Below are 14,250 nucleotides of genomic sequence, written 5' to 3' on the forward strand. Positions count from 1 at the left end.
AGTTGGTACTAAGAGTTTAATCTTTTTAAAGAATACATATCTACATCTTGAATCCCTGATACAAACTTCTGCACTCTCTTTGAACTTAACAAACTCCTTACTCCCTAAAACTCCTGCACCTGTTAAATAACCACATCCTCTTTTAATACTCCTTCCTTTAACTCGTAAATCTTTTTACAAAAGACTTTTACCAACTCTAGGTCGTGACTAATAAAAAGATAACTTACTCTTTGTTGTTGCTGAATTTCTTCTAAGAGCCGAATTATTTGAGCTTGGGTTATAGCATCAAGCATGCTCGTAGGTTCATCCAAAATCACAACAGCAGGGTTCAAGCTCATAACCCTTGCAATAGCGGCCCTCTGTATCTCCCCACCACTTAGTTGTGCGGGATAACGACTCAAGATGTTACTTCTAAGCCCCACCCGCTTAAGCTGTTGTAAGACCTCCTCTTCTGAATAAGGAATTTTATGCAAGTAAAAAGGTTCTCTCATACTCTTCCATAATTTCCATTTGGGGTTAAAGGCTGTTTCTGGATGTTGAAACACTATTTGCACTTGCCGTCTATATTCCTTTCTTTCCCATGAGGATAAATATGTTATATCCTTTCCTTTAAAAAGGATCTGTCCTTTATCAGGTTTTAAAAGCCCCACTAACATCAATGCCAGTGTGGTTTTTCCACTACCATTGTCTCCTACAATCCCTATTGTTTCTCCTTGATGAAGACAAAGACTAGCATTTGCTATAACACATAATTTTCTCTTTTTTAGCCACCCTCTTTTAAAGGTCTTACTTAAGTTACGAATTTCAAGAAGCATAAAGCCAACACCTTATCTCGTGTCCATTGTGTTTAAATAAAGGTGGTTCTTTTAAACATTTTTGAAAGGCCTTATTACAATAAGGTCGAAAGACACATCCTTTATCAATATATTCCATCCTTAGAGGTGCTTTACCAGTTATCACTTTCAATCCCCGAGAAGGGTGGGCAGCAAGTAATGCCTGAGAATAAGGATGTAATGGTGTTATAAAGAACGTGTTTTGAGGAGCAACTTCTACAATCCTTGAGCCATACATCACCACGATTCTTTGAGCAAACATTTCTGCAAACCACAAATCATGGGTAACACTTAAGATGGTCTTAGAGTCTAAATTCTGGAAAATCTCCAATATTTTTTTGCGTTTATTCCAATCTAACCCTTTGGTAGGCTCATCAGCAAGTATCAAATCCGCCTCCCTAGCTAATGCCATAGACACGAGAACCTGTTTTTTCATTCCACCACTGTATTGGTGGGGATAATCAAAAATTCTTTGTGCTGCCTTTTCTATACCAACTTGATTTAGTAAAACAATTGCTCTTTTTAATGCAGCTCCTTTGTTTACACCTAAATATATTTGTAAAGGCTCGGCTATTTGTAAACCAATTTTAACCACGGGATTCAAAACATTTCCTGTGCCTTGAGGAACATAGGCAATCTCGTTTCCCCGTATTTGACACATAATATTATCTCTAATTTCTAAAAGATCTTTTCCTTTATAGTATATCTTTCCAGAAATTTGTGCATTAGCAGGTAAAAGGCGAAGCGATGCCAGGAGTAAAATGCTCTTTCCACTGCCTGTCTCGCCAATAATCGCAACCTTTTCTCCCTCTTTTATTCCCAGATCGATCTTGTCTAAACCACGTATTATTTTATCGCCATTTCGAAATTTCACACTAAGGCCTTTTATCAATAAAAGATAATTTTCAGGGTAATAAATCTTCTCATTAGATTTTGGTTTAGTGGTATAGTCTTTTAACTCTTTAATACCTCCTGGTAGAAATAGGTCTTCTCTTCCTTCGAAAGAATAACCTAAAAGGGTAAAGCCAATAACTGAGAGAGAAATGCAAAAAATAGGAGGTAGATACCACCAGAAATAACCATTAACCACTCCCCCATGGGAAAAGGCATCATGTAACATCATTCCCCAGCTTTTCTGGGTTGGGTCTCCAAGTCCTAAAAAACTCATACCCGCCTCTATCACTATAGCACGTGCTGCTGCTAAAGATGCGTTAGCAAGGATTATATTTAAACTATTAGGTAAAATATGCTGGAAAATAATATAAAAGCTCCCTGCCCCTAGAGTTCTGGCACTTCTAACAAAGGCCTTTTCTCGTACTTGGAGGACACGAGAGCGGACTATTCTAGCTATACTTGCCCAACCCAAAAATGCAATAACTATGATAAGTTTCCATATACTTAACCTGAAATATGCTGCTACCACGATAATCAAGGGCACTGACGGCACCAGCAAAAAGAAGTCTGTAACCACCATGAGTATATTATCTATAAAACCACGAAAATAGCCCGCCATAAGAGCTACAAAAGCTCCCAGAAAAGTGGCAAGAATAGCAGCACCAAAACCAACAACTAAGGATATCCTAGTTCCATATAATAACTCACTAAAAATGTCCTGTCCAATATCATTGGTTCCTAGGATATGAATACTACATGGAGGCAAGTTAGGTGTCTCTAAGGTATAGGAATCGTAAGGAGCTATAATTGGTGCAAAAATTGAGATAAACAAAAAAAATAGAAGTAAAAGAACTCCAATAATCGTCCTTTTACTCTTAAACAATTGTCCCACCATCCCTCATCCGTGGATCAACAACCGCATAAAAGAATTCCCCAAGTGCATTGGCCAGTATCACACAAATGGTTAAGACAAAAAAAGATCCTGAAATTAAAGGATAGTCCCGAGAGATAATAGCATCATAAATTAAAGTACCCATTCCTTGCCAGGAAAAGACAATTTCAACAAACAGAGCTCCTCCAGCTATAAAGCCAAACTCTAAAGCAACTGCTGTTATAAGCGGTGGAAGGGCATTTTTAAAAACATGACCAAACAATGTCTGCCTTTGGTTTAGTCCTTTTGAAATAGCAGTAAGAACATATTCCTCCTCTAATACTTCTTTTATAGCATTGCGCATAATTATGTAATTACATGCTGTATTATGGAGCACAAGAACACTTAAAGGTAAACACATATGGTGAAGTGTGTCCAGGATGGAAAGTGAACCAAAATAAGTTTGTTCGCCCATTCCTCCCAAGGGAAAAACATCTAGATAAAAACCAAAAATCATTAAAAATAAAAGTCCCAGACAATAATTTGGCACACTATAAAGGAATAAAAATCCTGAAGTTAATAAATAATCGAGGGCATGCCCATTTTTTAAGCCTCCAAGTGCACCTAATATTCCTCCCAATAAACCAGCGATTATAATTGAGGGAACAAGCAACACCAATGTCCATTTTAGCCTAAAGAGAAGTACGTGAAAAACAGGTTGTCCATAATGAAAGGACCAACCAAGATCTAATCTCAGAGTCTTTGCCAAATAACAAAAGTATTGCTTATATAATGGGCTATTAAGGCCATATTTGGCTCTTAATGCTTCCAGGAGTTCTGGCTTTTGAGTGTGAAGATACAAGTAATTTTCTTCACCCAGCAGATGAATTAAAGGGTCTCCCGGCATCATATGAACCAGAAAAAAATTTAAACTGATAACAGCGATAATGGTCAATACATATTGAAGTAATTTTGCTAGAAGTTTTTTCATTTTCCTTATTTTTCATTGAAATGACCTAAGGATTTTTCTCTAACCTGAAATTCCACATATTTTAAAAAACGCCAGGAAAAACGGTTGGCCAACCCACCTTCCAGTTGATGAACTACAAATCCTTGCCAATTTTTGCGAAATGGATAAATATTTTTGTTCCAGCAAAGGGCAACAGCAGGAAGATGGTGAGCATAATAACTTTGTAAACTATGGTATAATTTCTCTAAAGATGATGGATTTGTAGTTATTATAATCTGATCACATAAGTGCCAAAATTTTTGATCCTTCAAATTACCGATTACCCCTCCCCCCTTTCTGCGGGAATCAAAGTAGCCACTAGCATATCCAGCATGCATCATCATTCCCCAGGGAGTAGTTCTAAATAGAACTAAGTCATATTTACCTTCCTTAAGGGAGAAAATCCAGGTGGAGAGATCTACAGAATGGACCACGCTTTGAAGACCTATTGCCTTGAAATCATTCACTAACAACTTTATTAGCTGATCTTCTCCCCAAAGATCTGCCCTTGCTAATAGGGATATGAACCATTTTTTTCCATTGGGGAATTCACGCACACCATCACCATCACGATCTTTCAAACCCACAGATAACAGAAGTTTTTTACTCTGTTCAGGGTTATAAGTTAATTTGTCAGTTTTTTTCCAAAATGGAAATAGTGGTGGAACAAAACCTCTTGTCGGTATTTGTCCTATCCCTCCAAAAACACACTGGTTAATCTTATTATAATTAATAGCTAGGGCAATGGCCTCACGAATCTTCTTTTGGTCAAAGGGTCTATGAGTCATATTAAATCCCAAGGCAGCTGCAACTCCCATAGACATAGTTTCCAAAAATTCTAAGTCCTTGCTTTTTTTAAGTCGTTCAATATAATGAAAAGGATAACCAACAGCATATTGGTAATAAGTATCAATTTTGTTTTTTAATAAAGCCATGGTTAAAACATCCATATTTTTGTAAATATAAAAGTTTATTTGAGAAATAGTAGGCACCTTGCCATAGTAATTTTTGTTCACCTCAAAACAAATTTTCCCGCTTCTGGGGTTAAATGTCTTAAATACATATGGACCACACCCAATGGTGGCTTCCTTCCCCCTAAACCTTAAGGGATCCTCAATTTTTTGCCATATATGTTTGGGCAAAATACGCACGATGAAACCAACATTTATCAGAAAAGGACTATAAGGCTTTTTCAGATAAAAAATTACTTCCCGCCCATTTATCTTAATATTTTCTATTAAATCGGCAATCCAGCTAAAATTTACATCTTTTTGAGCAAGATACTCAAAGGTAAATCTGACATCCTCAGGTGTAACTGGATAACCATCATGCCATCTTGCTCCAGAGATTAGCCAAAATTTCCACACCTTACCTCCATCAAAAGAGCTCCATCTCTCAGCCAATTGAGGAATCACACGAAGTTTAGGATCAACACGAACCAGCGAATCATGGGTCATAATCATAGCCAGTATATTGTAATAATAATCAGCAAGTGGATTAACTCGCTTGATGTTCATGGTGGTGCCTATGCGAAGGTATTCTTTTTGTTGGCAATAAGCATGATCTGAAGAATTAGAACAACCTGAAAAGAGGTATCCAAGACACAACAAGATAATAAATTTAATAAAAAAATCTTTTATCTTACCATTAAAAGTATTGATAGGATAAGTCATGGAAGGTTCCAAAATGAAGTTTTTTAAGAGTTAAAATATAAACTTTAATTCAGCAAAGATCACTCGCCCTGGATCTTCATAAATATAGAATGTTCTATAATTTTCATCAAAGAGGTTATCTATACTCAGTGAAAAATCAATATTAGTTAAATAGCCCCAGTTTACTGTAAAACGTTTGGTAGCTTTTAAATCTACTACAAAAGAACGTTCCATATATCTCTTTTCACCAGAAGAAGTGTATTTTATATTATCTTCATTTGTATGCTGAAGGCTCAAATATCTGGCAAACCCGCTCACAGTATAGTTGTTTTTAGAATAGGTTATCCCCAGATTTGCCTTATGTTTGGGACAAAAAGGCAAATAGTTGCCTTCCTGTTGTGGTTTAGCCGGGTTTTTATCTATTGTGGCCCGATTCCACGTATAGTTAGCAGTAACTTGCCAGTGCTCAAGCAAATACAGGGTCATATCAATCTCAACACCATAAGATTTAGTTCGACCAATATTTTTATTGATCCAGATATTATTGGCACTAAACCACGATAATATCTTATCATCGGTGTAATTATAAAAACCCACTACTTTGGAGTGGAGTAATTCACCAAACCATTTTTCCACGCCCAACTCCCAAGCATAAGTTTTCTCAGGTTTTAGGTTTGGATTTGGCTCTCTTGGATTCCCGCCAGATGTCCGATCATCGTATAGTTGTTCAGGAGTAGGAGGCTTATAACCAACACCGTAATTTGCCCAAATAGAAGTCTGGTCACTAAAATTATACCTTATCCCAAACTTAGGACTCCAATTATCATTACTAGTATCGTGTGGTTTTTTAACTCTAAATTTACTAAAGAAATTGTCGTAATTTTTCCAGTAGTCATATCTAATGCCCGCTGTAATAATAAGAGATTTTATTGGCTTCCATGTATCTTGAATGTATGCAGCCAGGGTCCTAACTTTGTATTTATTTTTTCGTAAGAATTGACCAGTGCTAGAACTAATATACTTTTGATCGGTTGTCTGACGATTATAAAAAAAACCTCCTGTCAAAGTATTTTCCCAACCAACATCGCCTGTAAGTTGCAATTCTATAGGAGTCTCATAATAATCTGTATAACGTCTCATTCTAGGCTCATAATTGGTCCCTCCTTTGTCATAGCGATGCAAAAGGTCATCATAACTATATCCTACTGTGCCTTTAAAAGCAAATCTTTTTCCCAATTTCTGATTATAAATAAAACTGGCAAAATGTCGGTCCCAGTCTCCTCCTACGTTAGGTCTGCCCCTTGTATATTCATCATTAAAGAAATTATATAAAAAGGACACCTTAGAATCATCATTAAATTTATAATTTGTAGTAAGGGATACAGCTTTTTTCTCATAATCACAATCATCTATCATTGTTATACTGGGAATAACCTTATTGGTAACCACTTTTTCCCCGTCAGATTTCTCCTTATATGCAGCAAGTGAAAAATAGAGCCTTTTGGCAACACCTCCACTTGTAGTAGCCCTAACACGACGAGTATTAAAGGTGCCATATCCACCACTAATTGTGCTCTTGAATTTATCTTTACCTTCTTTAGTTATTATATTTATTACTCCACCGCTGGCATGGGCGCCATAAAGAGCAGAAGCAGGTCCTCTTAAGATTTCAATTCTCTCTATATTTTCTGGAGGAATGGCTTGAGTAATTTCCCAATTAGTAGGGATGCCATTTACTAAAATAACCGTTGCATCACTGCCCACTCCCCTGATATTTGGATAGGCAGGAAAAGGCGCATATGCCCTGCGGAGTGTAATACCTGTAACCGAGCGTAATATATCTCCGATATCACCATTGGGTAAATGATGTTTTTCTATGTCCTCAGAAGAGATAATAGTAACTGACGCTGGAATATCCTTTATTGGACTTTCGTATTTTGTAGCAGTAACCACTACCTCCTCTAATTTTTTTACTTCTGCCCAGCTTGTTTGAAACACGCAAAGACTCATTATTCCAGCCAAGACAATAATTAGCCTTAAAACTTCTCTCATTACATACCTCCTTCAAAAAATTAAAACATCACTAATTAATCTTAAAAGTCAACGTGGATATTAATTTTTGCTCATCACCCTTGCGTGGATCTTTGTATGGTAATAAAACCTTTGTGTTAACCAACCATATACCCTTTTTCAAAATCTTTACCTTGGCAATCATGTTTTTATCTGGTTTAGTTGTCCATGCAAAGGTGTTCTCCAGATTACTAAATCCTGCATATGTAGCATAAATCCATGTCTTTGTGGGCTTACCATTAAGAAAAGAATAAAGTGGCAGGAATTCTCCTTCCTTGATACTGGCAGGATTTTTAAGGGGAACAATTTCTAATGTATATCCCAACCATTTTTTGTAGGAACTACCCCTAGGACCATTTACATTGATAATTGCCTTTGCCACAGCTTGGTACAAGAAAGATTTAAGCACATTCTTGAGCTCATTTTTTGGTCTGAAAAAATAGCCCTCTATGGTCTTACTGACAAAGGTCTTCATTACAAGAACTACAATGTAAGTTCCCTTCTCATTTAGCTTTACCTTAATAGGTTTTACTCCTTTTTTCCCTTTGGGCTTTATACTCAGAGGTATCTTATTTTCCTGGGGATCTAGGAGAAAGAGATTCATCTTTTCTACCATTTTTGCTGGTGGTTGGTCATCTACAGGAAACTTATGGCCCCATCCTATTTTAATTACAATTTCCTGACCTACACAAGGATTGTAGTTGTTTACAATCAACCAAAGAGAATGGGCATACACACAGGTTGAAATAAATCCACTCATGAGTATAAACCATACAATTATCAAAAACTTTTTTTTCATTATTACTCCTCCCACATGGTTTAGATGTTAATTAAGAGTTATTCCTCCTTTAGTTGCCAAAGGTTTATTAAAAAGTAAATTTTAAACCTCCGCTTATAATGGTACCAGGTGCAATAGTATCTGCCCGTCCTTTTCTTTTAAAAATCGGATACTCTTCATCAAAAAGGTTTTCTATATTTATAAAGGCTGTTAAGAAATTAAAAAATTGGCGAGACATAGAAACATCCATGGTAAAATAGTCATCTTCCTTAAATGTATTTTCATTGTCGAAATATATATCAGTGTAGTAATTGCCAGTTACAGAAACATTAACCAGGTTGGGATTGTTGTAATGGAATCCGAAATGGGTTTGGTGCCGGGGCTCATAGGGTAAGTAGTTGTCTTCTAATTCAGGGTTGTTTTTGTCTTTGTCAATTTTAGAAACATTGAAGGTATAATTAGCAAAAAGAGTGAGATCTGGTAGGGCATACCATTCTAGCTCGGCTTCAACTCCATAAATATCCACATCGCTTATATTGTCCAACTTATATTCATATCGGGTTTTTCTACCATGGGAAAAAGTAGCTGTGCCTATGAGACGGTCACCGATGTAATCTTTGGCAAAGGACTGATAAAATGTTACTCGGCCCCATAGTGTGTTGGTCAGGATTCGTTCTACCCCTATATCATATGACCATATTTTCTCGGGGTCTAAATCTGGATTGGCATTACGATAATAGGTGCCGCCACCACGAACATGCACCTTATAAAGCTCAAACAAACTGGGTGCTCTAAATCCTTTTCCAGCAGATGCTCGTATTGTTGTTTTGTTATCTGGATGCCATGCAATACCTACCTTAGGAGAAAAATTCTCTTCTGTTTCAGAATCAAAGTCATTGTGGTAAGGGGGCTTGCCAGCACTTCCTTTGGTGTCCCAGTTGGCCCCATCCCAGGTCCTGATCCAATCGTATCTTCCTCCTATGGTTACAATCAAGTGATTATCAAAAAAATGAAAATCCAGATTTGCAAAAGGTGATATAAAACGCTGTTTACCTTCTGCACCAGCCTTGCGGGTAATGGACACATATTTATTGTCATAATCCCATGAAGTTTCTTTGTAACCAACACCTAAAGTAAGTTTAGCCATTGAGTTAAGTGAAATATTTCCTTGAAAATCAGCGCCCCAGGTGGTTGGGTCTATTTCCTCCTTTCTATATAAGGATGAATAATTGTCCTTTGCTGTATCCTGATAGGCAGCCTTATCAGCTTGATTTATATAAACTAATCCTTTTAAATCAAAAGCTTTTCCCTTATAAGTATAGTTCATCCAGTATTGACCAAGGGTTAAATCATCGTAAAAATATCTTCGGCCCTTTCCAGTTTGATGGTCGTAATATAAGGCTGCCAGGGATAAATTTGAATTATAAGTTAAATCATAGGTAAGTTTTCCAAATACTTTACGAACTTCTCTATCACGTTTGATTTCATAAGGTTTGTGGTGTTTTACCATGTAAAATCCATCACTATCTTCATACCCGCCCGCCATTAGGAAGCCAAAATTTTTAATTTTTTGAGAATGAAAGATATCTCCTTTATAGGTATCTGCTGTGCCTATTTCACCTTCCACTGAGGATTGTCTTCCTGTTTTTGGTTTTTTTGTAATAATATTAATTACACCCCCAAGTCCTTCAGATCCGTAAATTGCCGAGGCAGGTCCCCGGACAATTTCAATACGTTCAATGGCTTGCTTAGGGATATGACCCCACGCCACCCAGGCAATGGCATTGTTGAAATTGTTGTTTTGTGGGACTCCATCTACCAGTATCAAGATCCTGTGTTCACCTACCCCACGCATCTTTAATGGGCTTGCAATACCATGTGTTTGAACTGCATAATGCCTATAGTTATACATACCTACAACACTACGAACAATATCCTCCCAACGGTCAAAGGAAGAGGCCATGATCTCCTCTCTGGAGATAACTGTTACACTTTGAGGTGCATCAAATACCGAGATCTTCGACCGCGTGGCAGTGACTACCACCTCATTCATTCTTGTTGCCATCATCTTTTCCCTTTGTTTTTCCCCTTGTTTTTCCTCCTCACTTAAACCAGGAGATGAAATAAAAACTAATAAGGTTAACATTAAAAATATAATCAATTTCCAACTCTTCATTTAATCCCTCCTCCTTGTTTATTGTCTTTGCCTATTTCAATCCTTTAGCTGAATTCTCTTTTTTTATTTTTTGTGACTTATCCAGGCCATAATGCTCCCAAAGATGCCAAAAATAATAGAAATCCCACTAATAACTCTCAAATACTTGGATATAAACTTTTCCTCTGAGCTTTCAGTGTTTCCTGAGGTCTCAAGATGTTCAATGTGCTTAACTGGCAAGTTCATCTCAAGTCTGTGACCCATTCCATCTTCCACAACTATCATCCATTTTCCTGGCATATCTGGATAGAAACAAAACCGCCCATTTCTGTCTGTTCTTCCTATCTGAAAAGGGATTTTCTTATCTGGTGCAGTGATTCCTACCTTGGCATAGCTCATAGGTTCACCTGTGGTATATTCAGCAATTATAACAATTCCTCCTCTGCCTATTTTACCTCTTACTCCATGGGCATAAAGAGGTGAGGCTAAAAAAGAGTGAACTATTATTAAAATATAGCATAATATAGCAAAAAAAATATTTTATAAACATCAAATCTTCCTTTTTATTATTTCTTTTGTAATCAAACATAACTTAGATATGAAAAATATATTTTTTTAATTGCCTAAAATAAAAAATATTACTATGTCAAGTATAAAATTTAAAAAAAGATAATACTAATAGAATTTTAACTCCCTTTAGGTATTCAGGGATTTAGAAATTTAAGTCGAGGTGAGAAAAAATGGGGCTTTTATTGAGTTTATTTCTATCATCCTGAACTTCAATCAGCCTGTCTTAGAGGATAGTTATTGGAAGGGTAGGGGGAAACTTCTGGTGGCAATGTTTGGGAAATAAAAGGAAGGGCTCCGAGTAGCTGACACTTAGGGGCTTGGCCAGAGTATATCAAGATTTAAACTAAAAACTTACAGCCATTTTTTAGCTCAAATTCAAAACTTCCACAGTCGCTATCAAAAACTTTTTCAAACTTATTCTGTATCAGAGCATAAATTTTAACTTTTTGAATTTCTGGATAAACCAGGACATAAAAAGCTACTTTTTCCTTTTCATAGATCGAAAATTTCAGATGGGCATCTTTTTGCAAAGAAGGCTTTGAAATTATTTCTACCACAACTTCTGGTGGCTCTTTCAGATGTGTCACCACTTCCTTGCACACAACCATCAAATCAGGACGCAATACTGTTTCTTCATCCACAATCCAGTCCAGTTCTGGATAAACATAACAGGATTTGGAACACTGTTTCACCTGAGATGTAAATTGCCATCCAATTTCCATCAATATTCTCTGATGTCTCCCAAAAGGTGAAGGGGTCATGGCATAGGCTATGCCATGAATAAGCTCCCAATCCCCTTTCCATCTTTTGTAATCCTCAATTGTATATCTGGGCAAATATTCATAAACCAATGAGTGATTCATTGCCTTTTTTATTCCTAATTATTTTAGAAAAAAATTTTTTAAATAGGTTTCCATGCAAAAGTGGTGACCTATTTTAGAAAAATTAGTTTAAAAGTAGACTAAACTGTAAATTATTTAGTGTCAACTGTATTTATACAATGATTTTAAAGCCGAACATATATATAAATCTCTTCTTGCAGCATAAGTTATTAATAAAACATTCCATGCGTTTTCCTGAAAGCCATGCTTTATAGGGGAATCTGAAATTATGGTTTCAATATATTCCATTATATTTTTGGCCTGCCCGCAGAAATTTCCGAAATCAGTCTCTCTTTTAGGAAAGCCTATAGAGCATAAAGAAGCTACTAAAGCATTGGAAAATATAGTAAAAAAGATAATTTCTTGATTTATACCTTGGGTATTGACAAATAGGGTAGTTGGTATTAAAAACTAACTAACAAGTTAGTTAGTTCAAAAAGGACCATTTGATTTTGTGTAAAAAGAAATACCAGGAATTAGAGTTATGGCGAAAAAGAGGTTAAGTGCATTAGAGAGGAAAGAATTGATATTATCAAAAGTTAAGGAATTGTGCACAAAAAATGGATTTGCAGGCACTACTTTAGATGAAATTGCAAAAAGTGCTGGTGTTAGTAGGGCCCTGGTGATTCAACTTTTTGGAAATAAAGAAAATCTTTATAAGGAGCTTTTAAACAATATATTCAAAGACCATCCAATGGAAAAAGATCCAAATATACTCCATTATGCTGAAAATAATGATGATTTGGGTGTTTTTTTGGCATTTGCTGAACATATTTATAATAATATGGCATTAGAGAATTCTACCTCCCCCCTTAGACTACTTATGTTTATCATGTTAGAGAAACCAGACATCTATAGAGATCATTTTCAAAAGAGGATATTGAAAGGAATAAAAATACTTGAAGAATATCTTATAAAGGGAATTAGAGAAAAAAGATTTAAACAAATAAATGTGCATCATATCTCTATCTGTTTTTCTGCAATGATAATATATGTTATTTTAGAGAAAATCACATTACAAGGTAAATTAAGTAAAGAGGAGTTTATTGATATAATGAAGACAACTGCAAGCTCTATATTGAACGGAATAAAAAGGAGGTGATAAGAATGAGGTGTGAAAAGTGTGGAACTACCTTAAATAGAGTAGAGGATGTTTATGAATATGCTGGGCAAAAGCTGTGTGAAGACTGTTATTTAGATCTTGTTGCCACTCCTAAGATCTGTGATCCCTGGGCAGTGCATAGCGCAAAAGGAGTTGGTCATAAAAAGGAGGATCTGACTCCTGTTCAACAAAAGATATTAGATCTACTAAAGAAAAAAGGTCCCCTTAGTTTAGAAGAGATCTGTACTTCCATTGGCATAGATGAAGAGGAATTTAGATCCAATTTTGCCTCTTTAAGACATATGGAACTTGCCCGTGCATGTAAGGTTCAAGGCAAGGTTTGCTATATCTTATTTGATTAGTTTTAAGATCTATTGTTTAACAAATAACCTGTAAGGTGGAGAAGGATATGGAGTTAAAACCAAATATGTTTAAAAAAATACTTCCTATTCCATTAACTTTGATAACAACGATAGATAGCCATAGTATTATAAATGGGGCTCCATATGGTTGTGTAATGCCAATTTTAAGGCCTTTAGATTTAATAGCCATTGCCTCAGCCTTCCCAAGGGATACGCTCAAAAATATTAGGGAAACTGAAGAGTTTGTGGTCAATGTAATGGGAGAAAAGGACTTTAGAGAGACGATTAAGTGTGCAAGGAATTTTCCTCCTGAAGTTAATGAACTTGATGCCGTGGGAATAGAGTCTTTGCCTGGTAAAGTGGTCAAACCTCCAAGGGTGAAAAATGCTATAGGATGGATAGAGGCAAAATTAGTTAGAGAAGTTCAAGGAGAAAACTATTCAATAATAATCGGCAAAGTAGTTTATGCAGAAATAAATGACAAATGGATAAGAGATGATAAATTGATACAAGAACCCTTGATTATGCTCATGTCTGAATTTAGAAAAATAGGAGGAAAGGTTGCTCCGCAGTGTGAATTTATTGATGATTTAAAGAATATAAAGTTTTAAGGAACTTATAGAAAAAAAATTAAGATAAAGCCCTATTTATAAAGAAACTTTTTAAGTTTTTCAGCATTTTCTATTATAAAAAAATTGGAAACTCCTATATTTAAGGTGGCTATATTTTTGTCCTCTAATTTTTATTTCAAAAAAAGAGAGGATATATAATTCTCTTGGCACTAAGATACCTGTATGTTATGGTGATATTCCTTATTTAAATTGGTCTACACTCATGTGGTGAAGCAGTTACTATTAATAGTTTTAGAAAAATTAGAATCAGAAAAGGTATAAGGTATTATGTGGACAATAAAGGAACAATTCCGTGGTTTGTTTTAGAAAGATCTGGAAATTTTGGGATTCATTTCCTTAAACCTTTTGTAGGGGCAGAAATATGGGAACAAGGCATTAAAAACCAAAATTAAATAAAAAAAGATGAGGCAAAAAAACAGAGATGGGCTAAAAATAGAAACA

Annotated in this window: 13 protein-coding genes; 4 read left to right on the plus strand and 9 right to left on the minus strand. The window is 35.8% G+C overall.

Annotated features, from left to right (window positions below; genetic code table 11):
• Positions 1-122 precede the first annotated feature (122 nt).
• From ACYQ1E_RS04065 to ACYQ1E_RS04105, 9 genes are all read right to left on the minus strand, one after another.
• Positions 123-815, minus strand: coding sequence for an ABC transporter ATP-binding protein (locus ACYQ1E_RS04065; RefSeq protein ID WP_459875578.1), 693 nt, complete (start codon positions 813-815; stop codon positions 123-125).
• On the minus strand, positions 805-2,610 hold the full coding sequence (locus ACYQ1E_RS04070; protein ID WP_459875580.1) for a dipeptide/oligopeptide/nickel ABC transporter permease/ATP-binding protein: 1,806 nt from the start codon (positions 2,608-2,610) through the stop codon (positions 805-807). The genes ACYQ1E_RS04065 and ACYQ1E_RS04070 overlap by 11 nt, the downstream gene beginning before the upstream one ends.
• Positions 2,603-3,589 carry an ABC transporter permease gene (locus ACYQ1E_RS04075; RefSeq protein ID WP_459875582.1) on the minus strand — a complete coding sequence of 329 codons (987 nt, stop codon included), beginning with the start codon at positions 3,587-3,589 and terminating at the stop codon, positions 2,603-2,605. The genes ACYQ1E_RS04070 and ACYQ1E_RS04075 overlap by 8 nt, the downstream gene beginning before the upstream one ends.
• A gap of 5 nt (positions 3,590-3,594) precedes the next feature.
• Positions 3,595-5,280, minus strand: a complete 1,686-nt coding sequence (locus ACYQ1E_RS04080) for an ABC transporter substrate-binding protein (protein WP_459875584.1) — start codon at positions 5,278-5,280, stop codon at positions 3,595-3,597.
• A gap of 30 nt (positions 5,281-5,310) precedes the next feature.
• On the minus strand, positions 5,311-7,311 hold the full coding sequence (locus ACYQ1E_RS04085; RefSeq protein ID WP_459875586.1) for a TonB-dependent receptor: 2,001 nt from the start codon (positions 7,309-7,311) through the stop codon (positions 5,311-5,313).
• Between the two features lie 31 nt (positions 7,312-7,342).
• Complete coding sequence (locus tag ACYQ1E_RS04090; protein ID WP_459875588.1) at positions 7,343-8,128, minus strand: DUF4198 domain-containing protein; 786 nt, start codon at positions 8,126-8,128, stop codon at positions 7,343-7,345.
• Positions 8,129-8,195: 67 nt separating this feature from the next.
• Complete coding sequence (locus ACYQ1E_RS04095) at positions 8,196-10,283, minus strand: TonB-dependent receptor plug domain-containing protein (protein ID WP_459875589.1); 2,088 nt, start codon at positions 10,281-10,283, stop codon at positions 8,196-8,198.
• 63 nt (positions 10,284-10,346) lie between these two features.
• Positions 10,347-10,661: a hypothetical protein gene (locus ACYQ1E_RS04100; RefSeq protein WP_459875590.1), complete on the minus strand. Its 315-nt coding sequence runs from the start codon at positions 10,659-10,661 to the stop codon at positions 10,347-10,349.
• A 509-nt stretch (positions 10,662-11,170) separates the two neighbouring features.
• Positions 11,171-11,695 carry a Uma2 family endonuclease gene (locus ACYQ1E_RS04105; RefSeq protein ID WP_459875592.1) on the minus strand — a complete coding sequence of 175 codons (525 nt, stop codon included), beginning with the start codon at positions 11,693-11,695 and terminating at the stop codon, positions 11,171-11,173.
• 247 nt (positions 11,696-11,942) lie between these two features.
• On the opposite strand from ACYQ1E_RS04105, the gene ACYQ1E_RS04110 reads away from it, so the two are divergent.
• The 4 genes from ACYQ1E_RS04110 (at position 11,943) to ACYQ1E_RS04125 (ending at position 13,788) form a co-directional block, all read left to right on the plus strand.
• Complete coding sequence (locus ACYQ1E_RS04110) at positions 11,943-12,080, plus strand: hypothetical protein (RefSeq protein ID WP_459875594.1); 138 nt, start codon at positions 11,943-11,945, stop codon at positions 12,078-12,080.
• 117 nt (positions 12,081-12,197) lie between these two features.
• Positions 12,198-12,815 carry a TetR/AcrR family transcriptional regulator gene (locus ACYQ1E_RS04115; RefSeq protein ID WP_459875595.1) on the plus strand — a complete coding sequence of 206 codons (618 nt, stop codon included), beginning with the start codon at positions 12,198-12,200 and terminating at the stop codon, positions 12,813-12,815.
• A gap of 5 nt (positions 12,816-12,820) precedes the next feature.
• Positions 12,821-13,177: a hypothetical protein gene (locus tag ACYQ1E_RS04120; RefSeq protein WP_459875597.1), complete on the plus strand. Its 357-nt coding sequence runs from the start codon at positions 12,821-12,823 to the stop codon at positions 13,175-13,177.
• A 47-nt stretch (positions 13,178-13,224) separates the two neighbouring features.
• Positions 13,225-13,788: a flavin reductase family protein gene (locus tag ACYQ1E_RS04125; RefSeq protein WP_459875599.1), complete on the plus strand. Its 564-nt coding sequence runs from the start codon at positions 13,225-13,227 to the stop codon at positions 13,786-13,788.
• The last annotated feature ends 462 nt before the right edge of the window (positions 13,789-14,250 follow it).

The organism is Desulfothermus naphthae (genome assembly GCF_054657475.1).